The sequence below is a fragment of the Bradyrhizobium sp. genome (genome assembly GCF_035484855.1).
Taxonomy (GTDB): domain Bacteria; phylum Pseudomonadota; class Alphaproteobacteria; order Rhizobiales; family Xanthobacteraceae; genus Bradyrhizobium.
Genome location: NZ_DATHOP010000281.1, coordinates 1 through 22,889, shown reverse-complemented (window position 1 = coordinate 22,889; position 22,889 = coordinate 1). Strand labels below are relative to the sequence as shown.

Sequence of the window (22,889 nt, the reverse complement as noted above, 5' to 3'; positions counted from 1 at the left end):
CCGAGCGCGCCGAGTTGCACTTCCGCCTCGGCAAGATCGAAGCGGAAGCCGGCGGCGACGAAGCGGGCGAGGCCAGCTACCTGCGCGCGCTCGACGCCGACGCTGCGCACGCCGGTGCGCTCGGCGCGCTCGAGAAGCTGGCGCGCGCGCGCGGCGATTGCAATCCTTGAACCGAGCGGGAGCCGGTTGCACATTGCGACCGAGGAGACCGCCGATGAAGAACGAGCCCGCCCTCAAGCGCTCCGACCGCGACGGGATCGCGACCCTGACGCTCAACCGGCCGCAGCAGCGCAACGCGCTGAGCCGCGCCCTGATCGCCGAGCTGCATGACGCGCTGCGGCGGATCGCCGATGACCGCTCGGTGCGCGTGGTCGTATTGGCTGGCGCCGGCCCGGCGTTCTGCTCGGGCCACGACCTCAAGGAAATGCGCGCCAATACCGAGCCGGCGTTCTACGAAGCGGTGTTCGGCGCCTGCAGCGCCATGATGCTCGCGATCGTCAAGCTGCCCCAGCCCGTGATCGCGCGCGTGCACGCGACCGCGACCGCCGCCGGCTGCCAGCTGGTCGCCAGCTGCGATCTCGCGATCGCCTCGGAGGCCGCGAGCTTTGCCACCCCCGGCGTCGATATCGGCCTGTTCTGTTCGACCCCGATGGTGGCGCTGTCGCGCAACGTCTCGCGGAAGCAGGCGATGGAAATGCTTTTAACCGGCGAGCCGATCGCGGCTGCGACCGCGCGCGACATCGGCCTCGTCAACCGCGTGGTCGCCGCCGGCACCGAACGGGATGCGGCGATTGAGCTAGCCGAGAAGGTCGCGCTGAACTCCGCCTATACCATCAAGCTCGGCAAGGAAGCGTTCTACCGGCAGGCCGAAATGAGCCTTGCCGGCGCCTATCGATATGCGGCAGAGGTGATGGTCGAGAACATGATGGCGCGCGACGCCGCGGAAGGCATCGGCGCCTTCATCGAAAAGCGCGATCCGAAATGGCAGGATGAGTGACGGCGCGCCAGCGCCATCATTGCGAGCCAACGGGTCGGCGCGAAGCGCCGCCCGATGATAAACTCCGCGAAGCAATCCATGGTGCCACGCGAAGAAGGATGGATTGCTTCGTCGCAAGTGCTCCTCGCAATGACGAGAACGGACAAATCAAAAGATGAACCACGACGCCTATGACGACAATTACATCCGATCGATCCTCAACGGCGTGAAATCGATCGCGATGGTGGGGGCGTCACCGGTCAATGTGCGGCCGAGCTATTTCGCGTTCAAATACCTCGCACAGCGCGGCTATGACATGATCCCGGTCAATCCCGGCCATGTCGGCAAGAGCCTGCTCGGAAAACCTTTCGTCGGCTCGCTGCTCGATATCGGGCGAGCGGTCGACATGATCGACATCTTCCGCAACTCCAGCCACATCATGCCGGTGGTCGATGAAGCCCTGAAGATGTCGCCGCCGCCGAAAGTGATCTGGATGCAGCTCGGCGCGCGCGACGATGCGGCAGCCGCCAAGGCGGAAACCGCCGGACTCAAGGTCGTGATGAACCGCTGCCCGAAAATCGAATATGGCCGGCTGTCCTCGGAGATTTCCTGGATGGGTGTCAATTCGCGCACGCTCAGCTCGAAGCGCGCGCCGATGCCGACCCAGGGCATGCGGCTGTCCTTGAACCGGATGAGCGTCGGCGGCGGCGAGACCGCCGCATCGGATCGCGCCGCCAAAAGCAAGAACGACCTTTCGTGACGCAATTGCGAAACCATCGTTTCGGGATCGCGACAAAACGCAGCGCAACCGTTTCAAGCGACATCATGTGGCCCTCGCCGCCTTGACGCCGGACGCCGCTGCCATCAGCATGCTGCATTAGCGATTTCAGAAAAACAGGACACAGAGCATGACCGATCGTCTCCCGGGATTTGCGACCCTCTCCGTGCACGCCGGCGCGCAACCCGATCCCACCACCGGCGCGCGGGTGACGCCGATCTATCAGACCACCTCGTTCGTGTTCAACGACGCCGACCATGCCGCCTCGCTGTTCGGGCTGCAGGCGTTCGGCAACATCTATACCCGGATCGGCAATCCCACCAACGCGGTGCTGGAAGAGCGCGTCGCCGCGCTTGAGGGCGGCACCGCGGCACTCGCGGTAGCCTCAGGCCATGCCGCGCAGGTCGTGGCGCTGCAGCAATTGCTGCGGCCGGGCGACGAATTCATCGCCGCGCGAAAACTCTACGGCGGCTCGATCAACCAGTTCACCCATGCCTTCAAGAGTTTTGGGTGGAACGTGGTCTGGGCCGACCCCGACGACATCGACAGTTTCAAACGCGCGGTGACGCCGCACACCAAGGCGATCTTCATCGAATCGATCGCCAATCCCGCCGGCAGCATCACCGATATCGAGGCGATCGCAGCCGTTGCCCGCGAGGCCGGCGTGCCGCTGATCGTCGACAACACGCTGGCGACCCCGTATTTGATCCGCCCGATCGATCACGGCGCCGACATCGTCGTGCATTCGCTGACAAAATTTCTCGCCGGCCACGGCAACTCGATCGGCGGCATCATCGTCGATGCCGGCACCTTCGACTGGTCGAAGGACAACAAATACCCGATGCTCAGCGAGCCGCGCCCGGAATATCACGGCATCAAGCTGCAGGAGACCTTTGGCAATTTCGCCTTCGCGATCGCCTGTCGGGTGCTCGGCCTGCGCGACCTTGGGCCCGCGTTGTCGCCGTTCAACGCGTTCCTGATCCTCACCGGCATCGAGACGCTGCCGCTGCGGATGCAGAAGCATTGCGACAACGCCAAGGCGGTCGCCGAATGGCTGCAGACTCATCCCGCGGTGGCCGCGGTGAATTACTCCGGCCTTGCGGGCAACCCATACAACAACCTCGCGCGCAAATATGCGCCGAAGGGCGCCGGCGCCGTGTTCACCTTCAGCCTCAAGGGCGGCTACGAGGCCGGCGTCAACCTGGTGTCGAACCTGAAGCTGTTTTCGCATCTGGCCAATGTCGGCGACACCCGCTCGCTGGTGATCCACCCGGCCTCGACCACCCACAGCCAGCTCGACGACGCCGCCAAGATCAAGTCGGGCGCCGCCCCCGACGTGGTGCGGCTGTCGATCGGCATCGAGGACAAGGAAGATCTGATCGCCGATCTGGAGCAGGCGCTGGGCGCTTAGCCCCCGTCATTCCGGGGCGCGCACAAGCGCGAACCCGGAATCTCGAGATTCCGGGTTCGATGCTTCGCATCGCCCCGGAATGACGCGGACAGACCTTTAGCCATATTTCAACATCGTCGCTGCCACACGTCGCCGGCCGCGATATAATGCGCTGATATCGGAACCATCATTTCGGAGTCGCCGATGTTGCGCGTTGCGATTGTGTTGCTTGCCGCCGTCATAGCGAGCGGAACCGCCGAGGCCGCCGACAAGCCAGTGCCCCACCACGGCAGGCATCGCGCGGCCGTTATGCTGCCGCCGGGCCTTCCCAGGCCGCATTACAATTTCAGGACATCGATCATTTATCGGCCCGCCGACCCGCGCCCGGTCTATGTCGAGGAGCCGCCCTTCGTGGTGCTCGCGCCGGTCTATGTCGGCGTCCCCTATCCGTCGCCGCCGCCTTATGGCCCCTATCTTCCGTATTGGGATCGCCTGCCCTACGCCTGCGGCGCTTACGGCTACTGCTAACCGGGCATTCCGGTCAGCCGGTTTGCGTTGCCGGCACCACCAACTCCTGCGGCTGCATCTCCGGGCGACGCGCGGCGAGGCGCTCGGCCTGCAGCACCGCCAGCGTCAGCACCGCGATCGCAACGGCCTGATGTGTGAGCGCAAGGTCGATCGGAGCCTGATTGAGCAGCGTGAGGATACCCAGCGTCGCCTGCAAGGCGACCGCCGCCACAAGCCACAGCGCGCCGTTGATCGCGGCGGCGCCGGCGCGCGAACCGATGGCATCGAGTGCATGAAACACCGCCAGCACGAATAGCGCGTAAGCGGTCATGCGATGCTCGAACTGCACGGTGAGCGTGTTGTCGAACAGGTTGCGCCACCACGGGGACTCGAAGAACAGCCGCGCCGCCGAGGGAATGAACGCACCGTCGATCTCGGGCCAGGTGTTGTAGATCTTCCCCGCCCGCAGGCCCGCGACCAGCGCGCCCAGATAGAGCTGCACGAACGTCAAGATCACCAGCGCCGCGCCGGTGATCTTCAGCCGCACTGAGACGACGGATGCCGGACGGTCCGAGAGCCGGCGCAGCGTCCAGACAACGGCGGCAAAGATCAGGAGCGCCAGCACCAGATGGGTGGCGAGCCGAAGTTGCGAAACCTCCACCCGCTCGGACAATCCCGACGCCACCATCCACCAGCCGACCGCGCCCTGCAGCGCGCCGAGCCCGAAGATCAACCACAATCGCCGGCGCAGATCCGCGGCCAGCACACCCCGCCACATGAACCAGAGGAACGGCAGCAGAAAAACGATCCCGATCACGCGGCCGAGCAGCCGGTGGCTGAATTCCCACCAGAAGATCGTCTTGAACTCAGGCAGAGTCATGCCGGCGTTCATTTCGCGGTATTGCGGAATGGCCTTGTAGCCTTCGAACGCCTGCGTCCACTGCCGCTCGTCGAGCGGCGGCAGCGCGCCGGTGACCGGCTTCCACTCCACGATCGAAAGCCCGGATTCGGTCAGCCGCGTGGCGCCGCCGACCAGCACCATCAGCGCGATCAGAGCGGCGACCCCGACCAGCCACCATCTGACGGCGCGGATTTGCGGAGCCTGTTGTGCGGAAGCGGCGGTCATCGAAGCCGTGCTTGATTGAATTGGCGCGCCCCTTATAGTCCGCCCCTTCCCGCGCGCAAGCCGCGCTTCTGCTGTGAGTTGCACAATTCGGTCATGACCATACGCAGCCGCAAATTGCTCGGAACCATCGCGCTCCTGGTGCTGGTGACGGTGTGGTCGCTGTTGGGAATGACGGTGGCGCAGACGCCGTGGCTGGCGAATTCAGGACTGTTGCAGGCGATCTTCTATGTCGTGGCCGGCCTTGGCTGGGTGCTGCCGGCGATGCCGATCGTGAGCTGGATGTCGCGTCCGGACAGAGCATGATCCGGAAAAGTGGACACCGGTTTTCCGAAAGGATCATGCTCAAAAAAAGACAGAGCGGGATGACGATTCGAAGAGAAGTCGTCCCGCTCTAAACGTTCCTGCTGCGCGTCGGCTTGACCTTCGGGAATGTCGCGCCCGACAGGATCACGCGCATGGCGCGCAGCGAGCGCTGCCGCCCATCCCAGGCGACACGCGGCAGCGCGTGCAGATTGGTGCGGCCTTCGGCTTCGACGATCCCCGCTATCGCCGACGCCGCGCTGACGAAACCGGCCTCCTCGGCCATGGCGACGTGCTGCCTGCGAAACGACGCACGGTCGCCGAACGGATAGGCGAAATGCCTGACATCGCGGTGCAGTGCCGCCTGCGCCACCGCGCGCCCCATCGTCATCTCGCGCAGCGCATCGGCATCCCTGAGGTTCGCGAGAGCCGGATGGTTCACCGTCATGCTTCCAAATGTCACCAGCGGATCGGCGGCAAGCTTCGCCAGATCGTCCCAGTCCATCGAAGCCCGGCGCGACACCGAAGCGAGGTCGAGCGAGTAGCGCGTGCAGAGGTCCCTGATCGCGCCCGACAGATCGGACGGCGCGAGTTGCCGCATCCAGCCCTCGAGAAACTCGTAGAGTTGATATTTTTCGGCCGCCGTCCTGATGTCGAAACGTCGATCGCTGCGATCCATCATCAGGCTGATGCGCACCTCGCGCGCGATCACCTGCTCGAGCGCAAGCCACCAGGCTTCGCCGACGCCGTCGGGAAACGCCGTGGGCAGGTAGACGGCAAAGGGAACCGCGTGGCTGGCGAGCACCGGATAGGCCGATGCGATGACATCCTTGTAGCCACCGTCGAAGGTCAGGCAGACGAACCGCCGTCGCTCGGCCAGCGTGACCGCCCTGCGGCACACTTCGTCGATCGAGACGAACTGGTATTTCCAGCGCTTCAGCGCCCGGATCGTGCGGTCGAGGAATTTCGGCGTGATTTCCCGATGCCGCAGCGGCTGAAAAGGGTCGGCCCGGCGGGGACGCACGCGCTCGAACCGCAGGATCACGCCGGCGCCGCCGGCTCCCCGCCCCCTCAGCCACGATACGCCGCTGAAATAGGCGAACTCGAGCCGCAGGCGCGTCAGCAATGGGTTGTCGGGTGGCAACGTCCTGGGCCCCTGGTGCGGCGGTTTCGTCCGCATTGTCATTACTCTTTGTTGACATTTCTTTGCAAAGGTCGGCCGAAGCCGAAAAACGTAAATATTTCCCTATGGACAGGTTTCGCGATGACCATGGCTGCCGCGATCGAAAGCCGAACGGCGGAAGCGGGAGCGTGGTCCGCGGCGAGCCGCATCGCCGGCGTCGATATCGTCCATGATCTCGGCGCGGCCGAGGTTGTCTGGCGCGGCCTCGAAACCCAGTTCTCGACGCCGTATCAGCGCTTCGATTTCCTGGCATCGTGGCAACGCGAGGTCGGCGAACGCAACGACCTCTCACCCTTCATCGTCATCGCCCATGACGCGGAGCGTCGGCCGCTGTTGTTGTTGCCGCTGGCGATCGGGCAGCGCCACGGCTTTCGCATCGCCAGTTTCATGGGCGGCAAGCACGCCACCTTCAACATGGCATTGTGGGAGCGCGATTTTGCCGCCAGCGCCGCGGCTACCGATCTCGCAGGCCTGCTGGCGGCACTGCGCGAACGCACCGTGGCCGACGTCCTGGCGCTGACCCAGCAGCCGCTGCGCTGGCGCGACCTGCCGAACCCGCTGGCGCTGTTGCCCAGGCAACCCTCGGTCAACGATTGCCCGCTGCTGACGATGGCGCCCGGCGCGGCGCCCGCCACATTGATCAGCAACTCGTTCCGGCGCCGCCTCAAGGGCAAGGAGCGCAAGCTCAGGACTCCAGGCTACCGCTATCATGTCGCGACATCGGATGCTGATATCGAGCGGATGCTGGACTGGTTCTTCGCGGTCAAGCCGCTGCGGATGGCCGAACAGAAACTGCCCAACGTATTCGCCGAAGCGGGAATCGAGAATTTCATCCGCGGCGCCTGCATGGCCCGGCTGGCAGGCGGCGGCCGCATCGTCGACATCCACGCGCTCGAATGCGACGACGAGGTGATCGCGATCTATGCCGGCGTCGCCGACGGGCATCGCTTCTCGATGATGTTCAACACCTACACGATGTCGGGCAGTTCGCGTTACAGCCCCGGACTGATCCTGATGCGCGACATCATCGACGATTATGCGGCGCGCGGCTATCGCGCGCTCGACCTCGGCGTCGGCTCCGACCACTACAAGCGGCTGTTCTGCAAGAGCGACGAGCCGATGTTCGATTGCTTCATCCCGCTCAGCCCGCGCGGCAGGCTTGCGGCCTCCGCGATGTCGGGCCTCAATCGCGCCAAGCATCTGGTGAAGCACAATCAGGCGCTGTTTCAGGTCGCGCAAGCACTGCGCAGCGCGCTGCACCGCTGATCCTGTTATCCAAAAGCCGCTATGCCCGTCATTCCGGGGCGCACCAACGGGTCCGCGCAAAGCGCGGCCCGATGACAGGCTCCGTGCGAACCCGGAATCCAGAGCGAGATTCCGGGTTCGCGCTGACGCGCGCCCCGGAATGACGATCGGTGCTCAGCTGCCCGGCGTCCACGACTTGTAGTCGCCGGTGGCGGCGGGCCGGCGGCCGCTGGCCAGCGTCGAGCCCGGCGGGCGGTAGGCGAGCGGCGTTCCCGTCATGTTGGGAACATGCGGCTTTTCCCATTCGCGCGGCGTGTAGGCTTCTTGCGTGGGCGGCACGTCGACGGTGTGATGCAGCCAGCCATGCCAGGACGGCGGCACCTTCGTCGCCTCGGCATAGCCGTTATAGACCACCCAGCGCCGCTCGAAGCCGAGCGTGGGATCGATCTTGCCGCCGATCGTGCGGTAATAGAGGTTGCCCTGCTCGTCCTTGCCGACCAGTTCGCCGAACCGCCAGGTCCACAATTGGGTGCCAAACGTCTGGCCGTTCCACCACGTGAAGAGCTTGAGAAAAAACTGTTTCATGGGCGCGGCCGGCTCGAGAGGCGTTGCTGTTCTGATGCCATCGGCGGGCGGGATTGTCCAGTAAAGTCCCCGTTCCGGTATTGCCCTAGGACCGCGTCGCCAGCGCCACGCCGGCGAGCGTAAACACCAGCGCCGTGATCTGGCCGGGGCCGAGCGGCTCGTGCAGCGCAAGCGCCGAGGTGACGACGCCGATCACGGGCACTGCCATGGTGCCGATCGCCGCCACCGAGGCCGGCAGCCGGGCAAGTGCGGTAAACCACGCGACATAGGCGATGCAGAACTGGCCGAGGATCGAATAGACCAGGAGCCACCGGCCGGTATCCGACAGCGCGCCGAGGTCCGTCTTCTCGATGGCGAGCCCGACAAGGGCGACCGGCAGGCAGCCGATCCCGATCTGCCAGGCGGCGGTCGTGATCGGCGGCAGGTTCAGCGGCAACCGCTTTGCCAGCACCGTGCCGACGGCAAAGCCGACGGAGCCGCCGAGCGCCATGACGATTCCCGGTAGTTTTGCCATGCTCGCCGCAAAGCCGTTGCCGCCCATGATGGCGGAAAGGCCTGCGAACGCCATCAGAAGCGAAATCACCCGCAACAGGTTCGGCCGCTCGCCGAGAATCGGCCAGGCCAGGATCGAGGCCCAGACCGGCATGGTGTAGGCGATCAGGGCGGCCTCGCTGGCGGGAAGCCAGAGCAGCGCCAGCCCCATCAACACCATCCAGCAGGCGACGTTGAGGATGGCCGCCAGCACGAGCCTCGGCCACATCGCGCGCGGCACCCGCAGGCTCTGGCCGCTGAGGACGGCCAGGATCGCCAATATCGCAGCACCAATCACCCCGCTCCCGCCGCGCAGCGTCAGCGGCGGCAATTCGGCGAGCAGGTATTTCGTTGCCGGCCAGTTGAATCCCCAGCCGATCGAGGTGATGGCGAGGAACAAGAGCCCCGCGGGCGTGATGCGCGCCCGCGCGCCCGGCTGGTTTGGAAGCGCCATGGGGAATCACTTCAGGAGAATCGGCGCGACCTTGGCGCTTATCCGGCGGCAAAACTATTGGCTAGTCGGCATGCCTGGCGCGGAACTCCCGTAGCCTCCCGTGAGTCTCGCCGATGCAAGCCCAGGCCGGCAATAAATAGTTACCCTGTGAACAGCGGGATGAAGCCTCTCCTGGCAGCATCCGCACAATTTTTTTCGCTTGGGAATCCCTGAGGACTCACTGATACTTGGCAGCATCGGGAACCGCCGCACGGCCCTGGATTCCTGCCTTTTCCACCATATTTAGTATTTGATTCAGGAACTCGTACTAGTCCTTGACGGGCGTAATGGAGTTGTCCTAGCTTTGATCCTGTTCGGCGCGAGTGTGTTTGGGTCCCGCCGGTCGCTCCCAGATGGGTTCCGATCTGACCACTCCGCCAGCCGGTCAAGGCAGCGGTGATGGGTCTTTTCGCCCAAAATCCGGGGGCATTTCGGAGCGTCAATAACGGGCCAAAATGGCTCAAGTCTGCGTTGGGGCGTTGAACGTGGCGGCTTCACACAGGTGCGTAACGGCACCTGCATGAAGTGCGACACGTGAGAAACAGGGCCGGGTCCACCGGTATTAGCTTGCGGACTAACAGTTCGCTCAAGGAAAAACACCCGGCGCCGCGGCGGCGGCCGGTCAAAAAGAACGGGGCACGACCATGCGAATCGAACGACGCCACACCACTGAGGGCCAGTCACCCTACGCACAGATAGATTTCAGATTGACGACTTCGGAGATCCGCAATCCCGATGGCTCGGTGGTATTCCGGCTGGAAAACGTCGAGGTGCCGGAATTCTGGTCGCAGGTCGCCTCCGATGTCCTTGCCCAAAAGTATTTTCGCAAGGCGGGCGTTGCCGCGCGCCTGAAGAAGGTCGAGGAAGAGACCGTGCCCTCCTGGCTATGGCGCTCGGTGCCCGATGTCGAGGCGCTCGCCGACCTCCCCGAGTCGCAGCGCTATGTCAGCGAGCTCTCCGCCAAACAGGTGTTCGATCGCCTCGCCGGCTGCTGGACCTATTGGGGCTGGAAGGGCGGCTATTTCGCGGCTTCCGAAGAAGACGCGCGCGCCTTCTATGACGAGCTGCGCTACATGCTGGCAAAACAGATGGTCGCGCCGAATTCGCCGCAATGGTTCAACACCGGGCTGCACTGGGCCTATGGCGTCGATGGTCCCGGCCAGGGCCACTATTATGTCGACTACAGAAGCGGAAAACTGACCAAATCGAAGTCGGCCTACGAGCATCCGCAGCCGCACGCCTGTTTCATCCAGGGCATCGAGGACGACCTCGTCAACGAGGGCGGCATCATGGATTTGTGGGTGCGCGAGGCGCGCCTGTTCAAATACGGCTCCGGCACCGGCTCGAACTTCTCCCGCCTGCGCGGCGAAGGCGAAAAGCTTTCCGGCGGCGGCCGCTCCTCCGGCCTGATGAGCTTTCTCAAGATCGGCGACCGCGCAGCCGGCGCCATCAAATCGGGCGGCACCACCCGCCGCGCCGCCAAGATGGTGGTGGTCGACGCCGACCATCCCGATATCGAGACCTATATCGACTGGAAGGTGAAGGAGGAGCAGAAGGTCGCCGCTCTCGTCACCGGCTCGAAACTCAACCAGAAGCATCTGAAGGCCGTGATGAAGGCCTGCGTCAACTGCGAAGGCAGTGGCGACGATTGCTTCGATCCGGAGAAGAACCCGGCGCTCCGCCGCGAGATCAAGCTGGCGCGCCGCGCGCTGGTCACCGACGCCATGATCAAGCGCGTCATTCAGTACGCCCGCCAGGGCTACAAGGAGATCGACTTTCCGATCTACGACACCGACTGGGATTCGGAAGCCTATCTCACCGTATCAGGCCAGAACTCCAACAACTCGGTCTCGCTGAAGGACGATTTCCTCCGCGCGGTGGAAACCGACGGCGACTGGAAGCTGATCGGCCGCACCAGCAAGAAGGTGACGAAGACGCTGAAGGCGCGCGACCTCTGGGAGAAGATCGGCTACGCCGCCTGGGCCTCGGCCGATCCCGGCCTGCACTTCAACACCACCATGAACGACTGGCACACCTGCAAGGCCTCCGGCGACATCCGCGCCTCGAACCCGTGCTCGGAATACATGTTCCTGGACGACACCGCGTGCAACCTCGCCTCCGCCAATCTGATCGCGTTCTACGACACCACCCCCACCCTTCCCTCCCCCGCAAGCGGGGGAGGGTTAGGGAGGGGGCGCTTCGACGTCGACAGCTACGAGCATCTCTGCCGCCTGTGGACCGTCGTGCTCGAAATCTCCGTGATGATGGCGCAATTCCCCTCCAAGGCAATCGCGGAACTCTCCTACGAATTCCGCACGCTCGGCCTCGGCTTTGCGAATATCGGCGGCCTGTTGATGACCATGGGCTTGTCCTATGACTCAAAGGAAGGCCGCGCGCTGTGCGGCGCGCTGACCGCCATCATGACCGGCGTCAGCTATGCGACCTCGGCCGAGATGGCCAAGGAATTGGGCCCGTTCCCCGGCTACAAGAAGAACGCCGCGCACATGCTGCGGGTGATCCGCAACCACCGCCGCGCCGCCCACGGCGAATCGCGCGGCTATGAGGCGCTGGCCGTCAGCCCCGTGCCGCTCGATCACGCCTCCTGCAAACAGCAGGACCTGATCGATCGCGCCAAAACCGTCTGGGACCGCGCGCTCGAACTCGGCGAGCTCAACGGTTTCCGCAACGCGCAGACCACGGTGGTGGCGCCGACCGGCACCATTGGGCTGGTCATGGATTGCGACACCACCGGCATCGAGCCGGATTTCGCGCTGGTGAAATTCAAAAAACTCGCCGGCGGCGGCTACTGGAAGATCATCAACCGCGCCGTGCCCGAGGCGCTGCGCGCGCTCGGCTATCGCGAAAGCGATATCGCCGAGATCGAGGCCTATGCGGTGGGCCACGGCTCGCTGTCGAACGCGCCCGCGATCAACGTTTCCACTCTTAGGGCCAAGGGGTTCACCGACGAAGCTCTCGCCAAGGTCGAAGCGGCGCTGCCGACCGCGTTCGACATCAAATTTGCCTTCAACAAATGGACCTTTGGCGAGGATTTCCTTCGCGAAACCCTCAAACTCGACGCGGAAGCGATCGCCGCACCCTCCTTCGATCTCCTCACCGCCGTCGGTTTTACAAAACGCGAGATCGAGGCCGCCAACGTCCACATCTGCGGCGCCATGACGGTGGAAGGCGCGCCGCATCTGAAGGCCGAGCACTACAGCGTGTTCGATTGCGCCAACCCCTGCGGCAAGATCGGCAAGCGATATCTGTCGGTCGAAAGCCACATCCGCATGATGGCGGCCTCGCAACCCTTCATTTCGGGTGCGATCTCCAAAACCATCAACATGCCGAACGACGCCACGGTTGACGATTGCAAGTCCGCCTATCTGCTCTCCTGGAAGCTCGCGCTGAAGGCCAACGCGCTCTACCGCGACGGCTCGAAGCTCTCGCAGCCGCTCAACTCGCAGCTTATCGCCGACGAGGACGAGGAAGAGGATGCGGTGGAAGCATTCTACGACAAGCCGATGGCCGCGCGCACCGCCGCATTGTCGGAGAAGGTCGTGGAGCGCCTGGTCGAGCGCATCATCGTGATGCGCGAGCGCGAGAAGATGCCGGACCGCCGCAAGGGCTATACCCAGAAGGCCGTGGTCGGCGGCCACAAGGTCTATTTGCGCACCGGCGAATATGACGACGGCCGGATCGGCGAGATTTTTATCGACATGCACAAGGAAGGTGCCGCACTTCGCTCCTTCATCAACAACTTCGCCATCGCCGTCTCGCTGGGTCTTCAGTACGGCGTGCCGCTCGAAGAGTATGTCGACGCCTTCACCTTCACCCGCTTCGAGCCGAACGGCCCGGTGCAGGGCAACGACAGCATCAAATTCGCGACCTCGATCCTGGACTATGTGTTCCGCGAACTCGCGGTCAGCTACATGGGCCGCTTCGATCTCGCCCATGTCGACCCCAGCGAGACCAACTTCGACGCGATGGGCAAGGGCGTCGAGGAAGGCAAGGCGCCGGAAGCGCCCAGCAACAAGTATCTTTCGAAGGGCCTGACGCGATCGCGCACCGACAACCTCGTCGTCATGCGCGGCGCAGCCGAGCCGCAGGCGGAGGCCCGCGGCCCCAGCAACGTCACCTCGCTGTCCCAGCACGGCCCGACCGCCCGCGCCAGCGATGCGGTGGAAGGCGCGGTGGCGCTGAAGCAGGAAGCCCAGCACGACCTCTCGCCGACGGAAAAGCTGGAAGCCCTGCAATGGAGCAAGGCGGGCGCCGCGGCCGCGATGCCCTCCAAAGCCGAACGCCGGGCGGAAGCCAAGGCCAAGGGCTATGAGGGCGAAATGTGCGGCGAGTGCGGGCACTTCTCGCTGGTGCGAAACGGGACGTGCATGAAGTGCGATACGTGTGGGAGCACGACGGGGTGTAGCTGAGGAAGGGAAAATGAAATGGCCACTTCAAAGAAAGATGCTTCTTGGGCTTCAAAGCTCCTGAGTAACAAGAATACGCCCAAAAAAGTCAAGTCGGTGGCGGCGTCCGACTTGGCCCAAGCGCGCCATAAGCCGAGGCCGAAGAAAAAATAAGAAGGTCACTTTAGCAAGCATCGCCCGGATAATCGAAGCCGAGACCTTCTCATCTCGATCCCCGCGTGTCGCTGTGCTCATGCGGGAAAGCAACAACAGATATACTCAACGCACGAAAAAGGCGGCAATCGTGAAAGCTTGAGTAAGTGTTTTGGGATCGTGGTAGTGTATCATGTTCACAAAAGTCAGATTTCGAAACTTCAAGTCCCTCAAGGACTTTACGATCCATCTACGGGCTGTAAACGTTCTCGTGGGACCGAACAACGCCGGGAAATCAACGGTACTAGATGCGTTTCGCATTCTGATGGCCGCTCACGGATTCGCATCTCGGCGGCTGCCGCAAGTAATCCAAATCAACAACGAGACAATCGCTGGTTACGAAATTCCTCCGTCTCTCATTCCAGTCTCCCTCACGAATATCCATTCTGATTATCAAACAGATCAAGAGACATCTTTAGTCTTCACTCTCGACAACGGAAACGAAATTAAGCTTCGGTTCTACGACAATGCTCGCTGCATTATGACGATAGACGCCAAGCAAAGAACAGTCACCACTTACCAATTTAAGAAAAACTTTCCAGCAAACATTTATTCAATTCCAACGCTCGGACCTCTCGAAGAAGAGGAGGAATTGCTAACCGACCAATATGTCGAACAGTCCGTGGGTACGCGACGCGCGCACCGCATGTTTCGAAACATTTGGTACCGATGGTCAAACGAGTTTCCAGGTTTCCAAAAATTGGTCGAAGATACCTGGGAAGGAATGACCATCTTGAGACCCGAGTTGCAAAGGACTTTCCCCCCAAAACTGTCGATGTTTTGTCGAGAAGGACGAGTTGATCGTGAACTGTGCTGGGCAGGCTTTGGCTTCCAAGTGTGGTTGCAAATTCTTACTCATATAACCAATTCGGCGACCGCCGATATTCTGGTTGTTGATGAGCCAGAAATCTACTTACACCCAGATTTGCAGCATAAACTCTTCCAAATTCTGAAGGCGACCGAAAAGCAAATTATCTTGGCGACCCATTCCGCCGAAATCATAAATGAAGCGGAGCATGATGATGTCATCGTCGTCAACAAAGGCCGAAGATGGGCAACTCGCGTAACAGACATCGAAGGACTTCAAGACGCCCTCTTCAGCATCGGTTCAGCACAAAACGTGCACCTAACGAGATTGTCGCGCGGAAGGAAAATACTATTTTTGGAAGGAAACGATTTTCGCATACTGTGAAGATTTGCAACGAAATTGGGTTTCGTGGATTTCGCGAACGACATCGATATCACAGTGGTCCCCATCGGAGGATTTAGCCAGCGTCAAAAAATTCAAAATGCAGCTTGGACTTTTGAGAAAGTCCTGAAGGCGGAGATTGCCATTTCCGCGCTACTGGACCGGGACTATCGATGTGGCGAGGAAATCGAAGAACTTGTCAGGGAAACTCGAGGGTCAATTCCGCATTTTCATGTTCTTGCCGGAAAGGAGATTGAGAATTACTTGCTTGTCCCATCGGCCCTCACGCGCGCCATCACGGAGCGGCTAAAGGAGCAAGTTTCGGCTAGGACGTTTTCTCAAGCGAATCTCGAAGACTTGATTTTTCCAATCGCCGACGACATGAAATCAGCCGTTCTGAGTCAACATATCTCTAACCGAATGCGCTACTTCGATCATCGAACATCAAAGGATCCCGCAACTGTAGCCAGTGAAGCGATCTCGTACGTCGATAACGAATGGCGTGACGCTTCGCGGCGCTTTCTAATCGTTCCGGGGAAATCGTTGCTTTCTGCGATTAACACGCGACTTCAGGACGTGCTTGGGATATCCATAACATCGACCCAAATAATCCGTCATCTTAGGGCGGAAGAGATCGCAGATGATCTCTGCAAAATTCTCTCCGATCTCAACAGCTTCGCAAAGGGACAATGCGCGCCGGGTAGGTCTGCCGCTTAGGGCGTAGGGCAGAATAGCGCAGCATATTCGGCCAATTCCCGGATACTGGTCGGCGCAATACGCTTCGCTATTACGCCCTACAGTTATTTCGGTCTTTGCCTTGATGACCGATCTTGCCCAACGAACTCAACGGCGACGGCTCTTGATCGGCCATGACTCCGCGTCTGGCGCACCTCGACGACCGCTCGGTTCGCTTCCGACCGCTCCCGCTTGATGACCGAAGGCTTCGGACCACCGGTCTTGGCCTTGCCGAATCGCTTCTTGGTCCGCGTTTTCTCGCTTTTGGCGATCAACTTGGTGCCAGTTTCGCGCGACTCCTTCAACGCCTGAAGGGCGGCCTTTTCCGCCGGCGAAAGCGGAAGCTTGGGCGCACTGTCGTTCGGGGGAACTCGCATAGACCCCTTCTTGAACCACGAGGGGTCGCGCGAGCCTACGACCGTGCTGCCTCCAGGATAGTGGCCTTTCCGGCTCATCTTCGCCCTGCCTGTTTATGCCGACGTCAACACATCAATTGGACCCCGCCGTAAAAACTTCGTCACGTCAAAAAACCGGTTCGAACGGTTGAACACCGAGATGAACATCCCATCAGCAAGCGTAGCCCTATCCCCTGGCAATGTTCAATTTCGCGGTGTAGCAGCGGCATCCCTAGCTTCTCTTAGTTGATCTTCTAGCAGTCCAGCGAGATAGACTGCCATGTCATTGATGTCGTAATTTCCAGCCTCCCAAGCTTCATCGGCTTTTCGGAGCGCCGCTATATAAGGACCCCGATTGTCGCGAATGCGCTCGGGCACAATTATTTTCCCTGGTAAGACACGCCCGATTCTTGCACTCAAAACATAGTAGCAAATAGCGCGAGCCGTCCTGCCGTTGCCTTCAATGAATGGATGAATCCATAGCATTCGCCACAGCGCGTACGCCGCCAACTGAGTCGGTAACAACGTATACCAATTTTCGTGGATGAAAGAGATGAACCGATCCATTAGATCGGGGACGTCTCTGTAGTGCGGTGGAGTATGATTCCCAACATAGATCGGCTCATTTCTGAATCGACCTCCAAATTGGGAAATGTTTGCCACTGCAACGTGGTTTAGAGACCACAGAAAATACTTGTCGAACGAGATGGGGCCCTGCTTCAAGCCAATCTCTATGCAATTAGTGAGCAGGTCGTACTGGCGTATCAGATTTTTTTCTTGAATCTTCGTATAAAGCGCTAAATCTTCTTTTTCCAAAACGAGCATATGCAAAAAAGCCCGGCCTAGCCGGGCTCCTCTGTTCATCCTAGAAGGATAGTCCTCGTGGCATCCCTCACCGAATCTTTGGTTACATTCGATGAGTGCGGGGCATTGCCATAAGCAAAGCTAATCCGCTGCTCCAGCAAATCCGACTCTGTGACCTTAATGTTGCGAGTCTGCTCCAACAGCAGATCCAGTTCCGGATGGCTAGGCCTCGGGCCCATTACGGGTTTTCGTTCTGCCATAGGTTTCTCCTCAGCGCGCTGTACGTTACCGTACTTGTGATTCCTTAAAGCCTATATAGAGCCGAACGTTCGTTAACGCAGTAGTACTTTTACATCGCCCGGGCTTTATTTCGAGCGACGCTTGAACGGCCGGCGGATTCTCTCAACATTACGCGCCGGATCTTCAACCAGCGGTGGGCGGTCGCGCACCATCTTTAGGTATCATTATACTACCGTTCGGTGGGGCCGTAGAAGCAACGCCAGAACAAGTAATCGTAGGCGGAATAGCGCCTGAGCCCATACGCGCGCCATGCCGCCGCCGGCCTCGTCAGCTCTGATGCGATCCGCGCATTCAGAGCTCGTAATAGTGCAGCATATTCCGCCAATTCGATTCATGCAGCCGGTCGGCGCAATCCGCGGAGCCTGTCATCGGGCGGCGCTTTGCGCCGACCCGTTGGCTATTGCGCCCTACGCTCCTCGAGAGACCTTGTCTGCGCCGCCGTCAAGGGGAAATCGGGCTCTCCTTAGAGGTTCAGCGAAGGTGAATATCATCCGCGACCGGAATGCCGCGGGGCTTTCGCAAATCAGGACGGACCGCAGCGCTCTCGAATCCGGAACGAATTTGGGACGGTCCAGGATGTAATGTTCGGGCCGCCTCGTCCAGGTTGGGACCTCAAGACCCCAGCGACGGGCGAGATGCTCGCCGACAGCGCCAATCCATGCGTCCTGCGACGGATTTCCGGTGATCGGAGGCGTGTCTTCGATCCTTGCCTGCTGCCGTTTCTTGTCGGGGTGATCGAGATAGAAGGTATCGACGAACTCGTCGATGGAATCGCCGAAATTTTTCTCCCCCGAGATGGCGACCGACGCAGCTTCCCTTAATGTCATGGGTCGGCTCATCGCGGTTTCCTCGCCCGGATAGCTTCGACAGCTTCCGGGATCCGGGCGGCAGCCACCGGATCGAGTTTTTCTTCCGGGAAGAATGAAGCAAACAGATCGTTCAACTGCGCCGCCGTCTCGATCCTGGCTTCGACCGCTGGGCCCGCGATGTCGCCGAAATCCTTGTCGTCATAGCTATCGCGGACAAGGGCCTTGAGCTTCATTGCGATGAGGTATTCCGGCTTTGCCAGACACACCCTCAATCCCGATTTTTCTCCCCTGGGATAGTCGCCGAACAGCACGAAGAAGTCTTCCTCTTCAACTTCGGGAGTAAAACTTCCAACTGAATTGTTCAGCCAGGCGTCCGGTAACCGAAGCTCGATCGCCGCGAAGGCAGCGGCATCCTTGACGGAAGCTTCCGGTTTTCCAAAGGTGGCCTCGACGTCTTCGGTGGACTTGCGCCAGGGAAATTGCAGCAGTATCGCAGAACCGCCATACACCGCGATCTCTCCGATCGTATTTCGCTCGCGAAGATAGCGACCCATCAGGTCGAACGCCTTCGTGATGGTTTCGATGTCCATGTCTTTTCGCTTCATACGACAACTATATACCGCCGGCGTTGCAATGTCAGATTTGACCGAAATCCGGCCCGTAGGCGGAATAGCCAACGGGTCGGCGCCAACGGGTCGCGCGAATGCGCGCCCGATGACAAGCTCCGCGCCGCCCGATGACAGGCTCCGCGTATTCCGTCAATTCTTGCCGCGGACCGCCCGTTTTAGGGATCGCGCTCAAATGCTATATCTCCCAACATGACCACCGCCGAAGAAATCGAGAATGCCATCCAACAGCTTGCCCCGCGCGAGTTGGCGCGGTTTCGCGCGTGGTTCAAGCTATTCGACGCCGAGCAGTTCGACGCCGCGATCGAGCGTGACGCCCACGCCGGCGAGCTTGATGCACTTGCGGAAGAAGCCCTTGTCGCGCACCGCGCCGGGCGCTCGCGCGAGTTGTGAGGCCCCTTCATCCATTTGTCGTCATGGCCGGGCTTGCCCCGGCCATCCACGTCTTTCTTTTTGTTGGACTACAAAGACGTGGATGCCCGGCACAAGGCCGGGCATGACGAATTCGAAATTGTGCAGCGCCTTCGATTTTGCACTCCCCACCGGTCGGCGCAACACGCTTACGCTATTGCGCCCTAGCTCGGCTTCGTCGTTCTGCACCTCGCAGGGCGGAGCCACCCGCCCTACCGCTCAATAAGGATCATACGCGTAAGCATCATAGCCCGGTCCGACGGCCACGCCGACCGGACCCACGCCGACCCTGACGCCAGGGGCGTAGCCGGGCACCACATAGCTTGGGCCGACATAGGTGAAGTCGCCGCGCAGGCGCGGATATCTGCCGGTGTTGTAAGGCGTGTGCACGCCATAGCCGCTGGTCATGTAGTGCGAGTTCGGATAGTTGAACCCGATCATGCCGGGCTCCTGCGTGGCCTCCTGGGCCATCACGGGCGCAGCGCACGCGGCCGACAGCACCACGGCCGCGCCGATCAGTTTGAGCTTCATCATGGGTCGTCTCCGTCTGGCTAAAGACGGGCAACGGCGTGGCGCGGGCGCTGTTCCGCCGCCACGTTCAAGCCGGCGTGAACGCCCGGGCCCGCTCTACTCGACGACGTCGAGTTTGACCTTCGCGACACCCTTGCCGACCATTCCCAGCGCATTGGCGGCGGAATAGGAGACGTCGACCACGCGCCCCGCGACGTACGGGCCGCGGTCGTTGACCCGCACGGTGACGGACCGCCCGGTCGCGACGTTGGTCACGCGCAATTTCGTGCCGAACGGCAGCGTCGGATGCGCGGCGGTCAGTTCGTGCGCGTCGAACTTTTCACCGCTCGCGGTGCGCGCGCCCTCCGAGTAGAAGCTGGCAAGTCCCTGTGAGACCATCGGTGCGGTGGCTGCATTGTCGTGCCGCGCGAACGGGGTATGCCTTTTCGCCGATACCACCTGGCGCTCCGGCGCGAGCGATGCCGTCCGGTTGCGTTCCAGCGACGCCTGCCGGATGGGGGTAAGAAATCCGGAATTTTTGCTGACGACCGAGGACTGGGCGCAGGCCGCAAGCGACGCCGCCGCGAGCGCTGCGGCAAGCAGTTGAACGATATTCCCAACGCGTGCGGCCGAGGCCCGCGACACGTCAGGATGGTTTGCCTCAATCTCGACGCACGACGTACCGGCACAGTCGATGGAAGACATGTCGCGTCCCCAGTCTGTGCCCCCAACCAAACCCCAGGCGCGACATCAAGAGCGGAGCCCAATAAGGGCGTAACCGTGGCCGCCGGGGATGAGCACGGCAGCAGCTATGCGATTTCATCCACGTGTTGTCATTGCGCCACAGAGCTGGCCCTGCCGGCTACTTTGCATGGGGTTGTTTTCGATATTTTTGGTTTGGGGCAGTTCAACGCCCCCGTCAGCCCTGATGCGGTCCCCCGCGTGACGATGCGGCTCCTTTCAAACCGCCGAACCGCAGCTCTCGTTTTGCCTGCCGACGAACACAGCGGCTGGCGCGACATCGCAATACTACGGAGCGTCCGGCGGGCCCGAATCGTGGCATGAACTCTGCATGGATTCCACTGGTTCATTCCCTTATCAGCGAAGGACGCCATGCTCGTTACTCTCGTCGCCGTTCTCTGCAATGGCCAGCTGTGCCTCGAGAAAGTCGTCACCAACAGTGAACAGTCCGGAATCACCATGACGGCCTGCGCGGTCCAGGGGCAAATCGGCATTGCCGACTGGCTCGCCAACGGCCCGTACCACGAGTGGAAGCTGCAGAGGTACAAGTGCATCCTCGGCAAATATATTCCCAAAAACGATGCATGACGTGAGCGTAGCCCGGATGGAGCCAACGGGTCGCGCTCATGCGCGCCCGATGATAAACTCCACGTAATCCGGGTCGACTCGTTGATACATATCCCCGGATTGCGCTGCGCTCCATCCGGGCTACCGGCCCCTACCCCGCCGTAAAAAACTTCGTCCCGTCGAAAAACCGGTTCGGCCGGTTGAACACCGAGATGAATGTCGCACCCTTCGGCGCATGCGCGACGTGGATGTTGCCGCCCGGCCGCCACACGAAGTCGCCGGCAGAGCAAGCGCCCTCCGCGTCCTCAAGCGATCCCTCCAGCATGTAGGTCTGCTCCAGCGCGGTGTGCTCGTGCAGCGGCACCACCGCGCCTGGCGCCATCTTGAACAGGATGGTCGAGCGCCCCTCATCGTCCTGGTAAAGGATCTTCATCTCGATCCCGGCGAAGGCCGTCGGCTGCCAGGACATCGCCGAGGCGGCGACGAAGGTCGAGCGAAGGTTTGGCGGATTGACGGGCACGGGCTTGTTCATGGCTTCTTCTCCTGAATTACCGGCTGGCTCCGATCGGGCAGCGTAGCGCGGATGGCGCGAAACGCAATCCGGGCCTAGCTAACTCCCGTCGGACGCGGAGCTTGGCCCGCTGACAACAACATCCAGCCATGATAGATTGGCCGCCATGAAAACCAAGAAGTTGACCGAAGCCCTCGAACGTGTCGAGGCATGGCCGGCCGATATCCAGAACGAGCTTGCCGAGTTCGCGATCGAACTCGACACCGGACTTAAGGGCGGCGAATACGAGCCGACGCCGGAGGAGCTTGCCGGCATCGATCGCGGCCTGCGCGCGGCGGCGGAAGGCCGCTTCGCCACCGACAGCCAAGTCGAAGCCGTCTTCGCCAAATTCCGCGGTAGATGAAAGCCCTCTACACCGAGGAAGCGATCAAGGACCTCGACGCCATTGCCGATTGGCTGATCGTTCACTATCCGGCCGTGGCGCCGGCTGTCGAGCGACGCATCCAGTCTGTGGTCGCACATATCGCGCGCTGGCCGAAGAGTGCGCGCCGTTCGGCCAAACGGCCGGACGTGCGAGTGGTGTCAATTGGGCGCTACCCGTACAAGATCTTTTATCGCGTCGTTGACGATACAGTGGAGATATTGCACATCCAGCACGCAGCGCGGCGTCCTTGGGACGAGCAGGGCTAAGGGGGACGGCTCAGGATGGTGGGTTTCGCAAGGGCTCAACCCCCTTACAATTTACCTCTGCGGCCCCGACAGGGCGATGTCGCGTTCGGCGCGGAACACGTTGCCGTAGAGGTTCGCGATCCACTGCCGTCCACTCGAGGTCTTGTTGAGATAGCCGATCTCGGTCTGGATCTGCGGCGCTACCATGTCCCAGTAGAATTGCGGGTAACGGTTGACGATGTCGGCCGGCGATTCATAGCCGAGCTGGCGATTGATGCCGACCTCCTCGAATTCATGATAGAGCGCATTGGCTTTCCGCAGGTAATTGGGATCGCCGAGCTGGCCGATGAAGTCGGCGGCGCGGACGATCGAGGCCTCTACGCCATATTGCTGGCCCTCGCGGGGCGGAAAGCGGGTGCCTTCGATCGCGTCCGCGATGCGCTGCTGGTCGAGCGGCGCCATCGGCGCGATCCGCTGCAGCACATAGAGTTTTGAGCGGTCGACATGATGGTGCATCAGGCCGGCATCCGACGAGCCGCGCGGCAGGCGGACCTTGCCGCCGGCCGCATCGACCACGAATCCGGCCTCGTCGTCGTCCTTGAACAGGCCGCGGACATAGCCGATGTCGTGGGTAAGACAGGCAATGATGACGTGAGCATAGTCGGCCGCGTTCAGCTGGGTATCCAATGCGCGGCCGCGAAGGATATCTACTCCCGCTAGCGTCACCAGCAGCGTGTGCTCGACATTGTGGTAGAGCGCATCGCTGTTTCCGATGTATTCGAGCGCGTAGCGGGCGGCGTTGGGCACGATCTCCACCAGCGGCGTCTGCGAAGACCCGAACCGGCGGCGCATCAAGGAGCCGAGAAACTCTTCCAGGGCATCTGCCGCCAGG

General features: G+C 61.5%; 24 protein-coding genes. 13 read left to right on the top strand and 11 right to left on the bottom strand.

The window, feature by feature from the left end; translation table 11 throughout:
* The first annotated feature begins 214 nt into the window (after window positions 1-214).
* The 4 genes from VK804_RS31780 (at window position 215) to VK804_RS31765 (ending at window position 3,672) form a co-directional block, all read left to right on the top strand.
* Complete coding sequence (locus VK804_RS31780) at window positions 215-997, top strand: enoyl-CoA hydratase (protein WP_325752252.1); 783 nt, start codon at window positions 215-217, stop codon at window positions 995-997.
* A 154-nt stretch (window positions 998-1,151) separates the two neighbouring features.
* On the top strand, window positions 1,152-1,736 hold the full coding sequence (locus VK804_RS31775; RefSeq protein WP_325752251.1) for a CoA-binding protein: 585 nt from the start codon (window positions 1,152-1,154) through the stop codon (window positions 1,734-1,736).
* Window positions 1,737-1,884: 148 nt separating this feature from the next.
* Window positions 1,885-3,165 carry an O-acetylhomoserine aminocarboxypropyltransferase gene (locus VK804_RS31770; RefSeq protein WP_325752250.1) on the top strand — a complete coding sequence of 427 codons (1,281 nt, stop codon included), beginning with the start codon at window positions 1,885-1,887 and terminating at the stop codon, window positions 3,163-3,165.
* A 183-nt stretch (window positions 3,166-3,348) separates the two neighbouring features.
* Window positions 3,349-3,672 (top strand): hypothetical protein, encoded by a 324-nt coding sequence (locus tag VK804_RS31765; protein WP_325752249.1) that lies wholly within the window; start codon window positions 3,349-3,351, stop codon window positions 3,670-3,672.
* Between the two features lie 13 nt (window positions 3,673-3,685).
* Here VK804_RS31765 and VK804_RS31760 read toward each other — a convergent pair whose 3' ends face one another.
* The gene (locus VK804_RS31760) at window positions 3,686-4,777 is read right to left on the bottom strand and encodes a COX15/CtaA family protein (RefSeq protein WP_325752248.1); all 1,092 of its coding nucleotides are present in this window, start codon (window positions 4,775-4,777) and stop codon (window positions 3,686-3,688) included.
* A gap of 93 nt (window positions 4,778-4,870) precedes the next feature.
* Here VK804_RS31760 and VK804_RS31755 point away from each other — a divergent pair, with 93 nt between their 5' ends.
* Window positions 4,871-5,080 carry a DUF2842 domain-containing protein gene (locus VK804_RS31755; RefSeq protein ID WP_325752247.1) on the top strand — a complete coding sequence of 70 codons (210 nt, stop codon included), beginning with the start codon at window positions 4,871-4,873 and terminating at the stop codon, window positions 5,078-5,080.
* 88 nt (window positions 5,081-5,168) lie between these two features.
* Here the strand turns inward: VK804_RS31755 and VK804_RS31750 are convergent, their stop codons facing one another.
* Window positions 5,169-6,257, bottom strand: coding sequence for a polysaccharide deacetylase family protein (locus VK804_RS31750; protein WP_414642872.1), 1,089 nt, complete (start codon window positions 6,255-6,257; stop codon window positions 5,169-5,171).
* 84 nt (window positions 6,258-6,341) lie between these two features.
* Between VK804_RS31750 and VK804_RS31745 the strand changes: the two genes are divergently transcribed.
* Entirely contained in the window at window positions 6,342-7,526 is a 1,185-nt protein-coding gene (locus VK804_RS31745) for a GNAT family N-acetyltransferase (protein WP_325752246.1), read from the top strand.
* A gap of 153 nt (window positions 7,527-7,679) precedes the next feature.
* Here VK804_RS31745 and VK804_RS31740 read toward each other — a convergent pair whose 3' ends face one another.
* Together VK804_RS31740 and VK804_RS31735 are read right to left on the bottom strand one after the other, a co-directional pair.
* Entirely contained in the window at window positions 7,680-8,090 is a 411-nt protein-coding gene (locus tag VK804_RS31740) for an NADH:ubiquinone oxidoreductase subunit NDUFA12 (RefSeq protein WP_325752245.1), read from the bottom strand.
* Between the two features lie 85 nt (window positions 8,091-8,175).
* Window positions 8,176-9,075: a DMT family transporter gene (locus tag VK804_RS31735; RefSeq protein WP_325752244.1), complete on the bottom strand. Its 900-nt coding sequence runs from the start codon at window positions 9,073-9,075 to the stop codon at window positions 8,176-8,178.
* A 683-nt stretch (window positions 9,076-9,758) separates the two neighbouring features.
* Between VK804_RS31735 and VK804_RS31730 the strand changes: the two genes are divergently transcribed.
* The 3 genes from VK804_RS31730 (at window position 9,759) to VK804_RS31720 (ending at window position 15,636) form a co-directional block, all read left to right on the top strand.
* Complete coding sequence (locus VK804_RS31730) at window positions 9,759-13,541, top strand: vitamin B12-dependent ribonucleotide reductase (RefSeq protein WP_325752243.1); 3,783 nt, start codon at window positions 9,759-9,761, stop codon at window positions 13,539-13,541.
* Window positions 13,542-13,863: 322 nt separating this feature from the next.
* Window positions 13,864-14,922 (top strand): AAA family ATPase, encoded by a 1,059-nt coding sequence (locus VK804_RS31725; protein WP_325752242.1) that lies wholly within the window; start codon window positions 13,864-13,866, stop codon window positions 14,920-14,922.
* Between the two features lie 24 nt (window positions 14,923-14,946).
* Window positions 14,947-15,636, top strand: a complete 690-nt coding sequence (locus VK804_RS31720; protein ID WP_325752241.1) for a hypothetical protein — start codon at window positions 14,947-14,949, stop codon at window positions 15,634-15,636.
* 617 nt (window positions 15,637-16,253) lie between these two features.
* On the opposite strand, the gene VK804_RS31715 is transcribed toward VK804_RS31720, so the two are convergent.
* The 3 genes from VK804_RS31715 to VK804_RS31705 form a co-directional block, all read right to left on the bottom strand.
* Window positions 16,254-16,874: a Fic family protein gene (locus tag VK804_RS31715; RefSeq protein ID WP_325752240.1), complete on the bottom strand. Its 621-nt coding sequence runs from the start codon at window positions 16,872-16,874 to the stop codon at window positions 16,254-16,256.
* Window positions 16,875-17,560: 686 nt separating this feature from the next.
* Window positions 17,561-17,992 carry a hypothetical protein gene (locus VK804_RS31710; RefSeq protein WP_325752239.1) on the bottom strand — a complete coding sequence of 144 codons (432 nt, stop codon included), beginning with the start codon at window positions 17,990-17,992 and terminating at the stop codon, window positions 17,561-17,563.
* Window positions 17,989-18,639 (bottom strand): hypothetical protein, encoded by a 651-nt coding sequence (locus tag VK804_RS31705; protein WP_325752238.1) that lies wholly within the window; start codon window positions 18,637-18,639, stop codon window positions 17,989-17,991. Before VK804_RS31705 ends, VK804_RS31710 begins: the two co-directional genes overlap by 4 nt.
* A 141-nt stretch (window positions 18,640-18,780) precedes the next feature.
* Here VK804_RS31705 and VK804_RS31700 point away from each other — a divergent pair, with 141 nt between their 5' ends.
* Entirely contained in the window at window positions 18,781-18,981 is a 201-nt protein-coding gene (locus VK804_RS31700; protein WP_325752237.1) for a hypothetical protein, read from the top strand.
* A gap of 237 nt (window positions 18,982-19,218) precedes the next feature.
* Here VK804_RS31700 and VK804_RS31695 read toward each other — a convergent pair whose 3' ends face one another.
* Window positions 19,219-19,533, bottom strand: coding sequence for a hypothetical protein (locus VK804_RS31695; RefSeq protein ID WP_325752236.1), 315 nt, complete (start codon window positions 19,531-19,533; stop codon window positions 19,219-19,221).
* A 93-nt stretch (window positions 19,534-19,626) separates the two neighbouring features.
* The gene (locus tag VK804_RS31690; RefSeq protein ID WP_325752235.1) at window positions 19,627-20,214 is read right to left on the bottom strand and encodes a septal ring lytic transglycosylase RlpA family protein; all 588 of its coding nucleotides are present in this window, start codon (window positions 20,212-20,214) and stop codon (window positions 19,627-19,629) included.
* A 408-nt stretch (window positions 20,215-20,622) separates the two neighbouring features.
* Here VK804_RS31690 and VK804_RS31685 point away from each other — a divergent pair, with 408 nt between their 5' ends.
* Window positions 20,623-20,838 (top strand): hypothetical protein, encoded by a 216-nt coding sequence (locus VK804_RS31685; RefSeq protein WP_325752234.1) that lies wholly within the window; start codon window positions 20,623-20,625, stop codon window positions 20,836-20,838.
* Between the two features lie 130 nt (window positions 20,839-20,968).
* Here VK804_RS31685 and VK804_RS31680 read toward each other — a convergent pair whose 3' ends face one another.
* The gene (locus tag VK804_RS31680) at window positions 20,969-21,349 is read right to left on the bottom strand and encodes a cupin domain-containing protein (RefSeq protein WP_325752233.1); all 381 of its coding nucleotides are present in this window, start codon (window positions 21,347-21,349) and stop codon (window positions 20,969-20,971) included.
* A gap of 145 nt (window positions 21,350-21,494) precedes the next feature.
* On the opposite strand from VK804_RS31680, the gene VK804_RS31675 reads away from it, so the two are divergent.
* Complete coding sequence (locus VK804_RS31675) at window positions 21,495-21,731, top strand: hypothetical protein (RefSeq protein WP_325752232.1); 237 nt, start codon at window positions 21,495-21,497, stop codon at window positions 21,729-21,731.
* Window positions 21,728-22,018, top strand: coding sequence for a type II toxin-antitoxin system RelE/ParE family toxin (locus VK804_RS31670; protein WP_325752231.1), 291 nt, complete (start codon window positions 21,728-21,730; stop codon window positions 22,016-22,018). Before VK804_RS31675 ends, VK804_RS31670 begins: the two co-directional genes overlap by 4 nt.
* Before the next feature lie 51 nt (window positions 22,019-22,069).
* Here the strand turns inward: VK804_RS31670 and VK804_RS31665 are convergent, their stop codons facing one another.
* Window positions 22,070-22,888: an HD domain-containing protein gene (locus VK804_RS31665; protein ID WP_325752230.1), complete on the bottom strand. Its 819-nt coding sequence runs from the start codon at window positions 22,886-22,888 to the stop codon at window positions 22,070-22,072.
* Window position 22,889 lies beyond the last annotated feature (1 nt).